The sequence below is a fragment of the Marivivens marinus genome (assembly GCF_035969385.1).
Classification (GTDB): domain Bacteria; phylum Pseudomonadota; class Alphaproteobacteria; order Rhodobacterales; family Rhodobacteraceae; genus SELP01.
Genome location: NZ_JAYKKJ010000009.1, coordinates 38,693 through 55,836 on the forward strand (window position 1 = coordinate 38,693; position 17,144 = coordinate 55,836).

Sequence of the window (17,144 nt, forward strand, 5' to 3'; positions counted from 1 at the left end):
CGAAACGTTTCGGGAAATTCTCGAACCGTTTTGGTTCGGCTCCCGTCCAGGACCGGGCCTTTGCAACTGGGAGGACCTTATGACGATCTCTTTGAAATCCGCTCTTCTGCGGACCTCTGCGGCCGTTTCCGCTGCCGCTTTTGCCGCGACCACCGTCGCCGCTGACGAAATCACCTATGTGTCCGGCGCCACCGGTGCCGCGATCGAAAACTTTGCCGCGCTTGTCGCCCCTTGGGAAGAAGCGACCGGCCACACCGTGACCATCGTCCCGATGCCGTCGTCCACCACCGACCAATTCGGTCAGTACCGCCTGTGGCTTGCCGCTGGCAACGGTGACATCGACATGTACCAGACCGACGTGATCTGGGCGCCGCAGCTGGCTGACCACTTCGTGGATATGTCGGACGTCGCTGGCGAACTGATGGAAACGCACTTCCCGTCGATCGTTGAATCGCAAACTGTGGACGGCCGTCTGGTCGCCCTGCCGATCTTCACCGACGCCCCGGCGCTCTACTACCGGACCGACCTTCTGGAAAAGCACGGCTATGACGCCCCGCCGTCGACCTGGGAAGAGCTGACCGAGATGGCTCAGGCCATTCAGGACGCCGAGCGTGCCGAAGGCAACAACGACCTTTGGGGTTTCGTCTGGCAGGGTAACGCCTACGAAGGCCTGACCTGTGACGCTCTGGAATGGGTCAAGTCCTCCGGCGGTGGCCAGATCATCGAACCCGATGGGACCATCTCCATCAACAACCCGAACGCCATTGCGGCGCTGGAACTGGCCGCGACCTGGCCGGGCACCATCTCTCCGGAAGGCGTTCTGGCCTATCAGGAAGAAGAAGCCCGTGGCGTCTGGCAGACCGGCAATGCCGTCTTCATGCGCAACTGGCCCTATGCCTACGGCCTCGGCAATGGCGATGACTCGGCTGTCAAAGGCCTGTTCGCCGTGACCACCCTGCCTACCGGTCAGGGCCACGACACTTCGGCCGCAACGCTGGGTGGCTGGAACGTTGCCGTGTCCAAGTACTCGGACAGCCAGGAAGCCGCGATTTCGCTGGCCATGTACCTTGCTGGCCCCGAAGCTCAGAAGCAGCGCGCGATCAATGAATCGAACCTGCCGACGATCATGTCGCTCTATGACGATGCCGACATCGCCGCCGCGCAGCCGATCATCCCGCAGTGGAAGGACGTCTTCCTGCAGGCCGTGCCGCGTCCGTCGGCTCCGACCCGTCAGGACTACAACGAAGTCTCGACCCTGTTCTTCACCGCTGTTCACTCCGTGATCTCGGGCGAAGAGTCGGCGGCCGACGCGCTGGCCGATCTGGAAATCGACCTCGAAGACCTGCTGGACAAATAATCCCGTCCAGCACTGGCACCGGGCGGGCAACGCCCGGTGTCAACCTACCCACCCCTAGGGGGAGGGCACTTTCCGGGAGGGGACAATGTCGACATCAGATGTCAACACGGCACATCGTGGCCGTGGCCGGGAACTCAATCTGCAACAGCAACGGGTCCGCGCGGCCTATACGTTCCTGGTTCCAATGCTGATCATGCTTGCGCTTGTGGCCGCCTGGCCGCTGTTCCGCTCGATCAGCTTCTCATTCACAGATGCATCCGCGAACACGATTTTCAACGGCCAGTCCGAATGGATCGGGTTCGAGAACTACATCGAACGGCGGGTCCGGTCGAACGGCGAGGTCCGCTGGCGCGGCGTGCTGGTCGATGGCGATTGGTGGAACGCGGTCTGGAACACTGTCCGCTTCTCGATCGTTTCTGTGGCGCTTGAAACCTTCTTCGGCCTGCTGGTCGCGCTGGTTCTCAATATGGAATTCAAAGGGCGCGGTCTTGTGCGCGCCGCCATCCTGATCCCCTGGGCAATCCCGACCGTTGTTTCGGCGCGGATGTGGGGGTGGATGCTTAACGACCAGTTCGGGATCATCAACCATATGATGCTCAGCGTCGGGTTGATCAGTGAACCTATCGCATGGACCGCCTCTGCCGATACGGCGATGATCGCGGTGCTGATCGTGGACGTGTGGAAGACAACCCCCTTCATGGCGCTTCTCATCCTTGCCGGGCTTCAGATGATCCCGCGCGACATGTACGAAGCGGCGCGGCTGGACGGGATCAACCCCTTCAAGGTCTTCTTCAAGGTAACGCTGCCGCTCCTACGGCCCGCGATCATGGTCGCGGTCATCTTCCGGGCGCTCGACGCTCTGCGCATCTTCGACCTGATCTACCTGCTGACGCCGCAGTCCGACGCGACCGTGACCATGTCGGTTCTCAGCTACCGCGAGATCCAGCAGTTCGGCGATTACGGTGAAGGCTCTGCCATGTCGACGCTCCTGTTCGTCATCATCACGGTCTTCGTCCTCTTGTACATCAAGCTGGGCAAGGTTGACCTCGCCGGGGAGAAAAGCTGATGGAACGTAGCCTTCTGCAAAACGTCCTGTTCTATTTTGGCGTTGTCGTCATCGTCGTGATCGCGGTCTTCCCGTTCTACTACGCGGTGATGACCAGCTTCGAGACAGGCACGGCGATCTTCAAGCCGAACTTCCTGCCCGAAGCCTTCGACCTTGGGAACTATGAATCCGTCCTGAATCAGCGCAGCTTCGTTCGGTCCGTGTTCAACTCGGTCCTGATCGCTTCGACCACGGTGTTCTTCGCGCTACTGCTGGCGGTGACCGCATCTTATGCCTTGGCGCGGGTGCGGTTCCGGGGGCGGGGCCTGTTGCTCATGACGATCCTTGGGGTGTCGATGTTCCCGCAAATCGCGGTGCTATCGGGGCTCTACGAGCTGATCAACCTGCTGGGCCTCTATAACAAGCCCTACGCGCTGGTCCTGTCCTACACGATCTTCACCTTGCCGTTCACCGTCTGGGTTCTGACAACCTTCATGCGGGAACTGCCGGTCGAGATCGAAGAGGCGGCCATCGTCGACGGGGCAACCCCGTGGATCATCATCACCAAGGTGTTCCTGCCGCTCCTGTGGCCGGCCCTTGTCACCACCGGGCTTCTGGCTTTCATCGGGGCGTGGAACGAATTCCTTTTCGCGCTCACCTTCACCATCTCGGAAACCCAGCGCACCGTGCCCGTGGCCATCGCGCTTCTGTCCGGGGCATCGGTGCAGGAAATTCCGTGGGGCCCGATCATGGCAGCCAGCGTCATCGTGACCGTGCCGTTGATCGTTCTGGTGCTCATCTTCCAACGCAAGATCGTCGCGGGCCTGACCGCAGGCGGCGTCAAAGGCTGATCGGAGAGAAATCATGGCAAACATCCAACTCAAGAACGTCCGAAAGTCCTATGGCGCGGTCGAAGTCATCAAGGGGATCGACCTTGATATCCGCAAGGGCGAATTCATGGTCTTCGTCGGCCCGTCGGGCTGCGGCAAGTCCACGCTGCTGCGGCTGATTTCCGGTCTGGAGCAGATTACCAGCGGCGACCTGCTGTTCGACGACGAAGTGGTCAACAACGTGATCCCGTCCAAGCGTGGTATCGCGATGGTGTTCCAAAGCTACGCGCTCTATCCGCATATGACAGTCTACGACAACATGGCCTTCGGGATGCAATTGGCCAAGGCGTCGAAGGCGGAACAGGACGAACGCGTGCGCAAGGCGGCCGAGCTTCTCCAGATCGACCACCTGCTGGATCGCCTGCCCAAGCAGCTGTCCGGTGGCCAGCGTCAGCGTGTCGCCATTGGCCGGGCCATTGTTCGCGATCCGCGCGTGTTCCTGTTCGACGAACCGCTGTCGAACCTTGATGCGGCGCTGCGCGTCCAGACCCGTCTGGAAATCGCCAAGCTGCACCACGACATGCAAGACGTGACCATGATCTACGTCACCCACGACCAGGTCGAGGCGATGACCCTTGCCGACCGTATCTGCGTGCTGCGGGATGGTCTGGTCGAACAGGTCGGCACCCCGGCAGAGCTGTATGACAGCCCGAACTCCACCTTCGTGGCGGGCTTCATCGGGTCGCCGAAGATGAACTTCCTGACCGGCGATTTCGCGAAGGCTTTCGACTGCACGACCCTCGGTATCCGGTCCGAGCATCTGGAGCTCGCCGAAGACGGGCAGGGGACCTGGACCGGGAAAGTCGTTCACACCGAAGACCTTGGGTCCGATCACTTCCTGTTTGTCGAGATTGGGGCGGAAGAACCGGTGATCGTGCGGCAGGCGGGCAAGAACACCGGTGTTCTGGGTCGCGAAGTGTCGTTGCGTCCGAAGGATGGCCACGTCCACCGCTTTGGCGAGGACGGGCGTCCGATCAAGTAACGGGACGACAGAGCAAAAGAAAAGGGGCGCGGACCGGTTCCGCGCCCCTTTTCAATTCAGGCTGCAGTGTCCTAGCGGCGGCGATCCCGGCGCGACGACATCGGCTGGAACGCCACGCCCACATGCGCCTCGCAATAGGGTTTGCCCTGTTGCGCGGGCAGGCCACAGAACCAGAATTCTTCCGTCGCGGGGTCGCCGATGGGCCATTTGCAGGTCCGTTCGGTCAGTTCCATCAACGACAGCTTCTTGGCGGTCTTTTCGACCTCGTTCACCTTGGCCAGCGCCTCGGGGTCGATTTCATTGGTCGACGGCTGGGGCGGCAGGGGTTGGCCTGCGGGAATGATGGCGCGGCGGGCGGCGCTCATCGGGATCGGCGCGGGGTCGGCCTCTTCCTTCTCGGCGGCGGGCTTCGGGTCGGCCTTGGGCTTGGAGGGGGCCTTGGGCTCGGCCTTCGCCTTGGGCGCGGGCTTTTCCTTGGCAGCGGGCTTTGCCGCTGCCGCGCCGCCGGTGCCACCACCGCCGGACCGGTTCGACAGGCCCAGCCGGTGCACCTTGCCGATCACGGCGTTGCGGGTCACGCCGCCCAGTTCCTTTGCGATCTGGCTTGCGGACTGGCCTTCGCCCCACATCTTTTTCAACAGCTCGACGCGTTCGTCGGTCCAGGACATGTCGGTTCCTTTGGCTATCTGGGGCGGGGGGCAGTCTGGGCCGGCCCGGCCTTGCATCTTGGGTCAGCCCCCTATTCTAAGCACAGTGGCGCGGGATACAAGCGGTCGAATCGATCTGGGGAAAGGTGTGGCATGGAAAGCAGGGCGGAAATGGGGGTGCGCCGGTTCGGCGCGGTCAACTGGCTGGGGCTTTATACCCTTGCCCGGCGCGAGGTGCTGCGGTTCATGAACGTCTGGTCCCAGACCATCATGGCGCCCCTGATTACCGCCGGTCTGTTCCTGATGATCTTTACCATCGCCATCGGCCCGTCGCGCGGCGACGTGATGGGGGTGCCCTTCATGCAGTTCCTTGCCCCTGGCATCCTGACCATGACGGTGATCCAGAACGCATTCGCCAATTCCGCCTCGTCCCTGACCTCTGCCAAAGTGCAGGGCAATATCGTTGACACGCTGATGCCGCCCCTGTCGCCCGCCGAACTGGTCGCGGGCTATATCGCCGGGGCGGTCGCGCGCGGGCTGATCGTGGCCGTGGTCATCGCGGCCGGGTCGGCGCTGTTTCTTGGGGTCGGGCTGGCACATCCGCTCTGGGCGTTGACCTTTGTCATGCTCGGGTCCGTCTTCATGGGCGGGCTGGGGCTGATCGCGGCGATCTTTGCCAACAAGTATGACCAACTGGCGGCGATCACCAATTTTGTGGTCACGCCGCTCTCGTTCCTCTCGGGCACGTTCTATTCGATCGACGCGCTGCCGCCGGTGCTGCAGACGCTCAGCCATGTGAACCCGTTCTTCTACATCATCGACGGGGTGCGGTTCGGGATGATCGGCGTGTCCGACAGCCCGCCGGAACGGGGGCTGTGGATCGCCGCGCTGGCCTGCGGCGTGGTGCTGACCATCTGCTGGCGCTGGTTCCGAAGTGGATACCGGCTCAAGCCATAACGGGCAATATTGCCCCAATTTTGCGCTTTTCAATCAGTGCGGGATGCCCTAAGGGTCGTCGCATGACGATGCACGCGACCATTTCCACGACCCGACGCCGACGCTGACACGCGCCGGGCGTCTTCTTGCGTCCTCATGCCTTCCAAACGCGTTGACTTGCCCCGGTGCCTGCGGCACCACTCTGGCTTCATCTTTTCAGGGCTATTCCCATGATCACATCCGTCCTACCGACCTACAATCGCGCACCCCTCACCTTTGTGAAGGGGGCAGGCTCCTGGCTGGAGGAGGCGGACGGCCGACGTTTTCTGGACCTCGGCGCGGGGATCGCGGTGAATTCGCTGGGCCATGCCCACCCCGCGCTGGTGGAAAACCTGACCCAGCAGGCGCAAAACCTGTGGCACGTGTCGAACCTTTATCAGATCCCGGCGCAGCAGGCGCTGGCCGATGCGCTGGTCGACAAGACCTTTGCCGATACGGTGTTCTTCACCAACTCGGGCACCGAGGCCTGTGAACTTGCGGTCAAGATGGCACGCAAGCATTTCTACGACGCTGGTCAGCCCGAGCGGGTCAAGATCATTACCTTCGAAGGGTCGTTCCACGGCCGGTCCGCCGCGGGGATCGCTGCCGCCGGGTCGGAAAAGATGACCAAGGGGTTTGGTCCGCTTCTGCCCGGCTTTGTCCACCTGAAATGGGGGGATCACGATGCCTTGCGTGCGGCGGCGGCGGAATCCGATGTCGCCGGTATCCTTGTCGAACCGGTGCAGGGCGAAGGGGGCATTCGCCCGCTGCCCGACGCCTGCCTGAAGGGGCTGCGCGATCTGTGCGACGAACACGGCATTCTGATGATGTTGGACGAGGTGCAATGCGGCGTCGGCCGGACCGGCAAGCTGTTTGCCCATGAATGGGCCGGGGTCAGCCCCGACATCATGATGGTGGCCAAGGGGATCGGTGGCGGTTTCCCGCTGGGCGCCGTGCTGGCCACCGAAGCGGCCGCCAACGGGATGACGGCGGGCACCCACGGGTCCACCTATGGCGGCAACCCGCTGGCCTGCGCGGTGGGCAATGCGGTGATGGGGATTGTCGCCGAGGACAGTTTCCTCGCCGATGTGAACCGAAAGGCGGGCCTGTTCCGGCAAAAGCTGGAAGGGTTGGTCGCTGCGCACCCCGAGGTGTTCGAAGAGGTGCGGGGAACCGGCCTCATGCTCGGGCTGAAATGCAAGGCGGTGAACGCCGATGTGGTCAAGGCAGGCTATGACGCCGAAGTGCTGACCGTGCCCGCCGCCGACAACGTGATCCGCATATTGCCGGCGCTGACCATCACCGAAGACGAGATTTCCGAGGCCGTGGCCCGGTTGGACAAGGCCGCAAGCGCCCTTGGGGCCTGAGTGGCAGAAAGAGACGACAGATGAACCACTTCCTTGATATCAACAAGACGAGCCAATCCGACCTGCGGGCGATGATCGACAATGCCCGCGCGATGAAGGACAGCCGCAACGGGCGGCCCAAGGGCACGCCGGACGACGATCAGCCGCTGGCCGGGCATATGGTCGCCCTGATCTTTGAAAAACCCTCGACCCGGACCCGCGTCAGCTTTGACGTGGGCGTGCGGCAGATGGGCGGGCAGACGATGGTCCTGTCCGGGGCCGACATGCAGCTTGGCCATGGCGAAACCATCGCCGACACGGCCCGCGTCCTGTCGCGCTATGTCGACCTGATCATGATCCGGACATTCGAAGAGCAGACCCTGCTGGAAATGGCGGAATATGCCAGCGTGCCGGTGATCAACGGGCTGACGGACCGGACCCACCCCTGTCAGATCATGGCCGATATCCTGACCTTCGAGGAACACCGCGGCCCGATTGCCGGGAAAAAGGTCGTCTGGTCCGGCGACGGCAACAACGTCTGCGCCAGCTTCATCCATGCGGCCGGGCAATTCGGGTTCGACCTGACCTTTACCGGGCCGGAAACGCTGGACCCCGAAAAACTCTTCGTGGAAGAGGCGCGCGCCAAGGGCGTGAACATCAACATCGAACGCGACCCGATGAAGGCCGTGGACGGGGCGGACCTTGTGGTCACCGACACATGGGTCAGCATGCACGATCCGCAGTCGGCCCGGGAACGGCGGCACAACCAGCTGCGCGGCTATCAGGTCAACGCGGCGCTGATGGACCGGGCCAAGCCCGACGCGCTGTTCATGCACTGCCTGCCTGCGCACCGCGACGACGAGGCCACGTCCGAGGTCATGGACGGCCCGCATTCAGTGATCTTCGACGAGGCGGAAAATCGGCTGCACGCGCAAAAGGCCATCATGCGCTGGTGTCTCGGGGCCTGACGGAGAGGGTGGGTTAAAACCCACCTTACCCGGAGGCGCTTCGCCCCCCGGACCCCCAGAGGATATTTCTAACCCCAAGAAGAATGGACGCTGACTCCAGTCCCCTTCTTTGGGTTAATAAATATCCCGGGGTGAATGGCCCGGTAGGGCCAGAGGGGCAGCGCCCCTCAAACGTAAGGTGGGTTTCAACCCACCACCCCCTAGTCCAGAATGTCGGTCCGGAAATTCCCGGGCAGGCTTGCTTCCAGCAGTTCCAGATCGGCGGAGCACCCGACATAACGGGTGGCAAGACCCGGCGGGATCACAAAGGCATCTCCGGCCTCAACCGGGTGGTCGGGCTGGCCCTCGGCCTGCAGGACCATCGACCCCTCCATCACGAAGGTGAAATGGATGTCGCTGTCGTGGGTGGTGCGGGGCGGGGGTGCGCTGCCATCGAAGCGGGCGACCTGAATATTGGCGACGCCTTTGGTGCCCGCCGAAATCCCCGTATCGCGACAGGTGAAACCGGGAATGCGGAACGGCTGCCAGCGGGCCCTGTCCTTGACATGGTGGACGAATTTCTGGCCCTGCCATTCCCGGTCCGGGTCGCCCTTGCCGTTGGGGAGGGTGAAATCGTGATCGATGGTGGTGATATGTTCGGCGGGAACGCCCAGTTCGATCACCTCGATCGCGTCGGAGGCTTCGCAGACCCGGTGCCGGATTTCCGGCGGCTGGATCACGCAATCCCCTGCGTGCAGCCGGATCATATCCCCCTGATCTTCATAGAGGACATCGACCCAGCCCTTGTAGCAGAAGATCAGCTGGAACCCGACCGTGTGATAGTGAACCATGTCTGGCACCGGGCCGCCGTCGGGAATGCGGATATGGCTGGCGATCATCGCACCGCCCAGCCGCGATGGGATCAGGTCGCGGTAATGCATTCCCGCCCGGCCAATCACCCACGGCGCCCCATCGCGCAGCTGACGCACGCCGAATTCATGCTCCGTGGGCGGTTGGACCAGTTTCGGGCTGAGCGGCACAAGCTCGATCCTGGTGCCATTGGGGGCGGTCAGGTTCCGCGCCCCATCTGCGAAACTGTCGGGGTCATCGGTCAGGATCCGGATCTTGCCCGGCGGCACGTCGGCCCCTTTTTCGATCCGCACCCGTAGCCCGTGACCCGAGAACGACGCCACCGCCGGGTCATCGGCCGGAAAGATGTTTTCCAGCCGCATCCCCAGCACCTTGGTGAAAAAGGGCAGGTCGTCCCGCAACTCCTGCGTGGGCAAAAGCACTTCGGCGAGGATGTCAGTCGTCTTGGTCATCGCGGCCCCCCGGGGTTGGTCAAGGCCATTCCTGCAGGAAAACCGGTCCTTCGCAACCCTTGGTCAGGGATCAGACGAACATCGCCTGAAGGCCGAGGAAAATCAGACCCGACAGAAGCGCCGCGGCGGGGACGGTAATGACCCATGCCGCGACGATGGTCATGAAATGACTGCGCCGAACCAGCTTGCGGCGGCGGCGTTCCTCTGCCGCGATCCGCTTGGCTGCGGGACGGCTGGCCGAGGTCTGGCGAATCCGCCGTTCGGCGTGCCATTCCCGGAAGAACCCGACACCGAACACCCCGCCAACCGCGATATGGGTGGACGACACCGGCAGCCCCAGCCAACTGGCCACGATCACGGTGATCGCCGCCGACAGGGCCACGCAATAGGCGCGCATCGGGTTCAGCTTGGTGATCTGGCTGCCGACCATCCGGATCAGTTTCGGCCCGAACAGCATCAGGCCAAAGGAAATCCCGAAGGCGCCGATGATCATAACCCAGAGCGGGATATGCACCTTGCCCGCGAATTCGCCGAACTCTTCGGCGTGGACGATTGCGGCCAGCGGGCCGACCGCGTTGGCCACATCGTTGGCCCCGTGTGCGAACGACAGAAGCGCGGCGGACAGAACCAGCGGCAGGCCAAACAGCACCTTGAGCGACTTGTTCCGGTTTTCCAGCCCCTCGGACTGCCGCCGGATCAGCGGGGCAGAGACCACATAGATCAACGCGCCGGACACGACCCCGATCAACAGCGCAGGCCCAAGGTCGATCGAGATGATCTTCTTTAGGCCCTTGAGGGCAAGATAGGTGGCAAAGGTGCCGCCCATGATCCCGATCAGCACTGGCACCCAGCGGCGCGCGGCGGCGATCTTGTCGTCCTGATAGATGATGAAGGTCTTGATGAAGGCGAGGAACCCGGCGGCAATGGCCCCGCCCAGCACGGGCGAGATGACCCAGCTTGCGGCAATCGTGCCCATCGTGGGCCAGTTCACCGCGGCGAACCCGGCGGCGGCGATGCCCGCGCCCATGACCCCGCCCACAACCGAATGGGTGGTCGATACTGGCGCCCCGATCCAGGTGGCCAGGTTGACCCACAATGCCGAAGAAATCAGCGCCGCCATCATCGCCCAAATGAAGATTTGGGAGTTCGATACGCTGTCCGGGTCGATGATCCCCTTCGAAATAGTGGAAACAACGTCGCCCCCGGCCAAAAGCGCGCCTGCGCTTTCGCACAGGGCGGCGATCACGATGGCCCCGCCCATGGTCAGCGCGTTCGCGCCCACCGCCGGGCCCATGTTGTTGGCCACGTCGTTGGCCCCGATGTTCAGCGCCATATAGGCCCCGAAGATCGCGGCGGCGATCACGACCCAATTGGTTGGGGACGCCCCGAACAAAAGCCCCGCCGCAAGCCCCGCAATCACCATGAAGGCCAGTGCGACCCCCAGCCCGATCATCGGGCGGGCAACATATTGGGTGGCGGATTCCAGCGTCGCGATCCGCCCAAGGTCGCGGTCGAGCGTCTTCCACTGGTTATTGGGGGTCTTTTCGGTCATCGCGTCCTCGATTCCGGTTGCCCGCAGGGCAAGGGTTCGGCGACGGTCACAAAACGTTTACGATTCCGTCACACTTCGGGGCGCGGGGTAGCTGCCCCGGCCCTCGATTTCAACGAAAACCCGATCAGGGTCGCGGATTATTCTGCGAATGCGGCCAGAATGGCCTTCAGCCCCGGCTCGGCCACCATCTCGGCCGCGTCGGTCGGGGTGACCCAACGGCGCTTGCGCATCTCGCTTTCGGGGTAGTCCTTTGCGACCTCGATCGCCTCGACCTCGAACACTTCGGTGCGGCAGGGAATTTCCGACCCGCTGTCGAACCGTTTGCGACAGTCATAGGCGCCCATCGAGGTCTTGCTGGCCTTCCCGGTCTTGACCCCGGCCTCTTCCCAGGCTTCCTGAAGCGCCGCCTCGGGTGCGGTCAGCCCGTCGATGGGCCAGCCCTTGGGAAGGATCCAGCGGCCATTGGACGATGTGATCAGCAGCACCTCGCGCCCCTTTGCACCGTTGCGCCAGCACAAGGCCGCCAGCTGCAACGCCGGGGGGCGTTTCAAAAGCGGCTCAATTACCCCGGCCCAAGCCGATCGAAAAATCGATGTCATCCCGATACCTGCCAATTGTTTTTAATTGTATTCCCTATCGTATAACAAATGCTGAACATGGTTTCAAATAACTGAATGGAGACTGGCACATGGCCCAGATCGCGACGCTTGGACTGTATGGGCTGGGGACAATGGGCAGCGCGCTGGCGCTGAACATCCTCGACAACGGGTTCGGCCTGCATGTCGCCAATCGGACCGAGACCGTGACCAGCGCCTTCCGGGCCGAGGCGGGGGCCCTTGCCGCCCGTCTGACCACGCATGCCAGTCTTGCCGACATGGCCCGCGCCATGGCCGCCCCCCGCGCGATCATCCTCATGGTCCCCGCGGGCGCACCTGTCGATGACGCGATCGAAGAGCTGTCCGCGATCCTTGAACCGGGCGACGCGATCATCGACGCGGGCAATACGGATTTCCATGACACCCGCCGCCGCACCGCCTTGGTCGAAGGGCGGGGCCTGACCTTTATCGGGATGGGCGTGTCAGGGGGCGAAGAGGGCGCGCGCAACGGCCCGTCGATCATGGTTGGCGGCACACGGGCGGCATTCGAGGGGATCAAGCCGGTGATCGACTCCATCGCGGCCAAGTTCGACGGGTCGCCCTGCGCTGATCACCTTGGCCCGGACGGGGCGGGGCATTTCGTCAAGACCGTGCACAACGGGATCGAATACGCCGACATGCAGATGCTGGCCGAAGCCTATGGGCTGATGCGCTACGGGCAGGGCATGGCCCCGGCCGAGATCGGCGCGCGCTTCGAAGCCTGGGACAAGGGCGTGTTGAAATCCTATCTGGTCGAAATCACCGGCAAGGTGTTGCAGGCGGTGGATGGCGAGACCGGCAAGCCGGCGGTGGACGTGATCCTTGACCGGGCGGGGCAAAAGGGCACCGGGCGCTGGACCGTGATCGAGGCGCTGAAGATGGGTCAGTCCGCCAGCGCGATCGAGGCTGCCGTGGGCGCCCGCAGCTGGTCTTCTGAAAAAACGAGCCGCGTTGCTGGAGAGCCGATCCTGTCGCTGCCGCGCGAGGCGGTGGATCTGCCCGCCTCGGACTACGAATCCGCGCTGCTGGCGGGCCGGATCATTGCCTATGCGCAGGGGTTCCGCATCCTTGCCACCGCCTCGGCGGATTATGACTGGGGTCTCGATTTCGCCCGCATCGCCGAGATATGGCGGGCAGGCTGCATCATCCGCTCGGCGCTGTTGGACGATATCTCGGCCGCGTTCCGGGGGGATCTGCCCGAGGGGCAGCTGATCTTCGCGCCCAGCTTTGCCGGGATGCTGCGCGATGCGGTTCCGGCGCTGCGCCGGGTCGTTGCGGCGGCGGTCGGGGCGGGGCATCCGGTGCCCGCGCTGTCGGCCGGGCTGGCCTGGGTCGAAACCATGGGGCAGGGGCGCGGCACCACCGACCTGATTCAGGCGCAGCGGGATTTCTTCGGGATGCACGGGTTTGAACGGATCGGTGGAGAGGCGGGCAGCCACGGCCCGTGGTGGGACTGAACCGGCAAGGTGGGTCAAGACCCACCTTACGAAATCTGCGCGCCGAAGCGTAAGGTGGGTTTCAACCCACCATTACCTTAGATGGTTCGGAAGACCGGGATCAGCAGGTAGAGGATCAGCGCCATCGCCAGCGGGAACCCCATCGGGAACCGTTTGCCGGACTCCCAGCTTTGCCAATTGGGGGCGATCCGCCGAAGCGGGCTGTGTTTCGCGATCCGGTGGGCCAGCCACCCGGCGATGAAACTTCCGGCAAGCAGGTAGAAGATCAGCGACAGGTCGGACAGGGCGACAAAGGGCGCGGCGGCGGCCAGAAACTTGGCGTCTCCGGCCCCGAATGCGCCGACCGCATTCAGGACCATCCCCACGATAAGCACCACCGCAAAATGGGTCCAGCGCCACAGCCAGACCTCAAGTGGCAGGGCCGCCAGCCCAAGCACCGCAAAACCGATGACAAGGGCATAGACTGCGACATTGGGAATCTTCATTCGCGACAGGTCGCTGTACGCGACAAACAGGCCAATCGGGATCACGGCGGGCAGAAACCACGCCGCCTGTGTCAGGGTTGGTCCGCCCATTCCTAGTTCGTCACGTTGTCTTCAAGCGCCCGCAGGCTGCGCACCGCGGCTTCGAAATGCTGCGGATGGGTGTCGATGGCTTCACGCAGCAAACCCTTGGCGATGGTGATGTCGTTCTGCTTTACCGCCGTCAGGGCGAGCGTATAGAGGAGCTGGGCACGCTCGACCTGGCTCATCGGGATGACCGGCAGGTCATACTGCCGCTGGGCGCCACGGGCCAAAACGAGGTTGTTCTTGGCGGTGAACATCTGCGGATCATGGCGCAGCGCGTCGGTGAACAGCCGTTCGGCCCCGTCGAAATCGCCACGGGTCAGTTTCGAATAGCCCCAGTTGTTCAGAACCCCGCCCGGTGTCGTCGTCAGCCCTACGGCGGTTTCATAGAAACTGTCGGCGCGGGTCCAGTCCTCGTTGCTGTCGGCAACCATGGCCTCCAGCCGGTAACGGTCATAGGTTTCGTAGGTGGGCGGGATGGCGTTCAGCACCTCTTCGGCGCGGTCCCACTGGTTGTCCCGGATCAGGGCACCAGCCAATTCGACGCGGTCGCCGTCATTGGACTCGGCGTGGTCGACAACGGCCTTCCAGGCGACGACGCCTTCGGGCGCGCGACCGGCCCGTACCAGCGACAGGCCAAGCCCGCGCATCAGGTCGATCCGGCCCGGATCGTTGGCGCTGGCGCGCTGGAAATAGGCGACCGCCTCGTTCGGGTCGGCCACGGTCAGCATCACGTCGTTCAGGTTTGTTTCGTCGACGACGTTCACATCCTGCATAGCACGGGCCACGGCCGCATCGCCCGATTGTTCACAGGCGGACAGGGTGACGACGCCCAGCATCGACAGGGTAAGAAATACGGAATGGCGCATTGATCTGCGTCCTTTGCTGCTCTTGCCTCAGGGCGCAGTCAGGATCACGTAATCGCCCGTTCCCCGCCGCACCAGTTGGAACTCTTCGTTCTCTTGCGCCGGAGAATAGCCGGGATTTTCCAACAAAGCGAGCGCCAAGCGCAGGTTGTCCCGGATTTGGTCGGAATTGCCGTTGTCCGTTGCATAGGCGCGACGGAAGACCTCTGCCGCTTCACCGATCTGGCCCATTTCCATCAGGACCACGCCCAGATTGTTCCACGCGGCGGCAAAATCGGCGTCTTCTTCGACAGCGCGGCGCAGCAGTCGTTCGGCCTGTCCCAACCGCCCCAGCCGCAAGTTCGCGGACCCAAGTGCCGAGAGGGTATCGACGTTCAATCCCTGCTGCGCGGCGGCGCGGGTATAGGCCTTGAGCGCGAGTTCGTATTCCCCCGCCGCCATCAGCCTGTGACCGACCAGAAGCCCATCCACATCCGTCTCGCCCGCGACGCCGGGGGCATAAACCCCGTCCCCACGGTTAAGGCCGCCCGACGTGCAGGCGGCCAGCGCGGCACAGGCGGCCGCGGCAAGAACCAGCGATGGAAAACGCATGAGACTGCTCTTAGAAGTTCGCGTTGCTCAGCGTATCATAGATATCATAGACCGAGGGGCCAATCAGAATGATGAGAAGTGGCGGAACCGTGAGCATCATGGTGGCCAGCGTCATCTTGGTGGGCAGGGTGTTGGCCTTTTCTTCGGCCCGCATCACCCGCTTGTCCCGCATTTCCGACGAATAGACCCGCAGCGCCTCGGCGATGGATGTCCCGAACTGCTGCGACTGGATCAGCACGGTCACAAAGGATGTCACATCCGGCACACCGCAGCGTTCCTGCATGTCCCGCAGAACCTGCGTCTTGTCCTTACCGGCCTTCATTTCATAGCTGACCATCTCAAACTCGTCGGCCAGTGCCGGGAACCCCGACCGCATTTCGCGGGCCACCCGAATGATCGACTGGTCCAGCGACTGACCGGCCTCGACGCAGACAAGCATCATGTCAAGGCTGTCGGGGAAGCCGTTTTCGATTTCCTTCTGGCGTTCACCCTGACGCCGGGTGACCCAATACTTCGGCAGCATATAGCCCGCCGCGCCGGGGATCAGGATCGACAGGATGGTGGCCTGAGTGGACGGTTCCCCGGTTGAGGATTTGAGGATGGCATAGCCAACACCGACCAGAAGAAGCACAATCCCCAACGCGAACTGGGAAAAGTGGTAAAGCCGGACTGCGTTCTTGGACCGGTAGCCCGCCTGCAAGAGCTTCAGCTTGACGGCCGAATATTCCTCTTCGTCCTGCGGTTCGAGGAAGTTGGAGTATTTTTCGAGCTTGTCCTTGCCCGACGCTGTCCGCAGCTTGGCCGAGGTCGGCGTGGCCTGAGCCTGAATGCCAGCACGCAACTTGTCGAGCGGATCTTCCTCTTTTTTCAAGAGGACAGGCAGGGTCACGAGGACCATGACGACACCAAGGAACCCCAGCGCCAGAAGCGGGCCAAAGGGTCCCAACATGTCCGTCAGCATGGTATTGATCTGGTTCAGAATATCCATGTCCGCCTCACACCTTGATGTTGACGAGTGTGCGCATCACGAAAACGTTCGCGACAAGAAAGCCAGCTACAACCAGACAGGCCGGAATGAACACCGCGGTTTCCTTGACCTCGTCATAGTAATTGGGTTGCAAGACGTTGATGCCGACCAGCGCCAGAAGCGGGAAGACCGACAGGAACATACCCGACCATTTGGCTTCGGCCGTGATCGCCTTGACCCGGCGGAACAACTTGAACCGCGACCGGATCACCTTGGACAGACCGTCCAGGATTTCGGCCAGGTTGCCGCCCGACTGCTGCTGGATCGTCACGGCCACGGCAAGAAAGCGCATATCCTGCATGTCCATCCGTTCGGCCATGGCCTTCAGGCTTTCGCCCATGTCGCGGCCATAGGCGGCCTCGTCCGAGATGACGCCCATTTCGGTTCCCAGCGGGTCGGCGACCTCTTTTGACACAATCGCCACCGCCGAAGAGAACGGGTGACCAACTCGCAGCGACCGAACCATCAGTTCTACCGCGTCGGGCAGCTGTTCCTCGATCATGGCGGTGCGCTTCTTGGCCTTGTTGTTGACCCAGATGTAGACCCCGCCAATGCCCATCGCGATGGCGACTGCGATACGAACCGGCGCCCCCGCTTCGGTGCCCATGGTCAGGCAGACATAGGCCACGACAGACAGGACGCCCATGATCATGATCAACTGCGTCGGGGTAAAGGCGATGTTTGCCTTTTGCGCCTTTGCCGCAAGGATCGAATACAGTGGGATGGACTGCGACTTGAGGTGCTGGGTCATCTCCTTGCGGAGCTGTTCAAGCACCTGTTCGCGACCCGCGCCTTTTTCCAGCAGTTCAAGCCGCCGGTTGACGCGGCTGTTGAGGCTGATCGACTTGCCGAAAACCGTCAGATACAGGCCTTCGACCAGCACCAGAACGGCGACAAAGATCAATCCGTAGATGATCGGTTCTGCAGAGATCGTCATCT

General features: G+C 62.8%; 17 protein-coding genes. 8 read left to right on the forward strand and 9 right to left on the reverse strand.

Translation table 11 applies throughout. From position 1 onward, the window contains the following. Nucleotides 1–79 precede the first annotated feature (79 nt). The 4 genes from U3648_RS13690 (at nt 80) to U3648_RS13705 (ending at nt 4,274) form a co-directional block, all read left to right on the forward strand. Nucleotides 80–1,357, forward strand: coding sequence for an ABC transporter substrate-binding protein (locus tag U3648_RS13690; RefSeq protein WP_420859797.1), 1,278 nt, complete (start codon nt 80–82; stop codon nt 1,355–1,357). An 85-nt stretch (nt 1,358–1,442) separates the two neighbouring features. Further along, complete coding sequence (locus U3648_RS13695) at nt 1,443–2,423, forward strand: carbohydrate ABC transporter permease (RefSeq protein WP_420859798.1); 981 nt, start codon at nt 1,443–1,445, stop codon at nt 2,421–2,423. Then, nucleotides 2,423–3,253, forward strand: coding sequence for a carbohydrate ABC transporter permease (locus tag U3648_RS13700; protein WP_420859799.1), 831 nt, complete (start codon nt 2,423–2,425; stop codon nt 3,251–3,253). Before U3648_RS13695 ends, U3648_RS13700 begins: the two co-directional genes overlap by 1 nt. Nucleotides 3,254–3,266: 13 nt before the next feature. Beyond that, the gene (locus U3648_RS13705; RefSeq protein WP_420859800.1) at nt 3,267–4,274 is read left to right on the forward strand and encodes an ABC transporter ATP-binding protein; all 1,008 of its coding nucleotides are present in this window, start codon (nt 3,267–3,269) and stop codon (nt 4,272–4,274) included. Between the two features lie 71 nt (nt 4,275–4,345). Here U3648_RS13705 and U3648_RS13710 read toward each other — a convergent pair whose 3' ends face one another. Further along, entirely contained in the window at nt 4,346–4,942 is a 597-nt protein-coding gene (locus tag U3648_RS13710; RefSeq protein ID WP_420859801.1) for a GcrA family cell cycle regulator, read from the reverse strand. 132 nt (nt 4,943–5,074) lie between these two features. Between U3648_RS13710 and U3648_RS13715 the strand changes: the two genes are divergently transcribed. The 3 genes from U3648_RS13715 to argF all read left to right on the forward strand — a co-directional run bounded on the left by U3648_RS13715 (nt 5,075) and on the right by argF (nt 8,210). Further along, nucleotides 5,075–5,878, forward strand: a complete 804-nt coding sequence (locus U3648_RS13715; RefSeq protein WP_420859802.1) for an ABC transporter permease — start codon at nt 5,075–5,077, stop codon at nt 5,876–5,878. Between the two features lie 209 nt (nt 5,879–6,087). Continuing rightward, nucleotides 6,088–7,263, forward strand: coding sequence for an aspartate aminotransferase family protein (locus tag U3648_RS13720; RefSeq protein ID WP_420859803.1), 1,176 nt, complete (start codon nt 6,088–6,090; stop codon nt 7,261–7,263). 20 nt (nt 7,264–7,283) lie between these two features. Then, nucleotides 7,284–8,210 carry an ornithine carbamoyltransferase gene (gene argF / locus U3648_RS13725; protein ID WP_420859804.1) on the forward strand — a complete coding sequence of 309 codons (927 nt, stop codon included), beginning with the start codon at nt 7,284–7,286 and terminating at the stop codon, nt 8,208–8,210. Between the two features lie 200 nt (nt 8,211–8,410). On the opposite strand, the gene U3648_RS13730 is transcribed toward argF, so the two are convergent. From U3648_RS13730 to U3648_RS13740, 3 genes are all read right to left on the reverse strand, one after another. Next, complete coding sequence (locus U3648_RS13730; RefSeq protein WP_420859805.1) at nt 8,411–9,511, reverse strand: cupin domain-containing protein; 1,101 nt, start codon at nt 9,509–9,511, stop codon at nt 8,411–8,413. Nucleotides 9,512–9,581: 70 nt separating this feature from the next. Beyond that, the gene (locus U3648_RS13735; protein WP_420859806.1) at nt 9,582–11,063 is read right to left on the reverse strand and encodes an inorganic phosphate transporter; all 1,482 of its coding nucleotides are present in this window, start codon (nt 11,061–11,063) and stop codon (nt 9,582–9,584) included. A gap of 137 nt (nt 11,064–11,200) precedes the next feature. Next, nucleotides 11,201–11,614, reverse strand: a complete 414-nt coding sequence (locus tag U3648_RS13740) for an NUDIX hydrolase (RefSeq protein WP_420859807.1) — start codon at nt 11,612–11,614, stop codon at nt 11,201–11,203. 137 nt (nt 11,615–11,751) lie between these two features. Between U3648_RS13740 and gndA the strand changes: the two genes are divergently transcribed. Continuing rightward, nucleotides 11,752–13,155: an NADP-dependent phosphogluconate dehydrogenase gene (gene gndA, locus U3648_RS13745; RefSeq protein WP_420859808.1), complete on the forward strand. Its 1,404-nt coding sequence runs from the start codon at nt 11,752–11,754 to the stop codon at nt 13,153–13,155. A 77-nt stretch (nt 13,156–13,232) separates the two neighbouring features. Here the strand turns inward: gndA and U3648_RS13750 are convergent, their stop codons facing one another. The 5 genes from U3648_RS13750 to U3648_RS13770 are packed head-to-tail and all read right to left on the reverse strand — an operon-like array spanning nt 13,233 to nt 17,142. Further along, nucleotides 13,233–13,730, reverse strand: coding sequence for a prepilin peptidase (locus U3648_RS13750; protein WP_420859809.1), 498 nt, complete (start codon nt 13,728–13,730; stop codon nt 13,233–13,235). Between the two features lie 2 nt (nt 13,731–13,732). Then, entirely contained in the window at nt 13,733–14,590 is an 858-nt protein-coding gene (locus U3648_RS13755; protein ID WP_420859810.1) for a tetratricopeptide repeat protein, read from the reverse strand. A 27-nt stretch (nt 14,591–14,617) separates the two neighbouring features. Further along, a complete protein-coding gene (locus tag U3648_RS13760; protein ID WP_420859811.1) occupies nt 14,618–15,178 on the reverse strand; it encodes a tetratricopeptide repeat protein in 561 nt (186 codons plus the stop codon). Nucleotides 15,179–15,188: 10 nt separating this feature from the next. Beyond that, a complete protein-coding gene (locus tag U3648_RS13765) occupies nt 15,189–16,166 on the reverse strand; it encodes a type II secretion system F family protein (RefSeq protein ID WP_420859812.1) in 978 nt (325 codons plus the stop codon). 7 nt (nt 16,167–16,173) lie between these two features. Next, on the reverse strand, nt 16,174–17,142 hold the full coding sequence (locus U3648_RS13770) for a type II secretion system F family protein (RefSeq protein ID WP_420859813.1): 969 nt from the start codon (nt 17,140–17,142) through the stop codon (nt 16,174–16,176). Nucleotides 17,143–17,144: the final 2 nt, after the last annotated feature.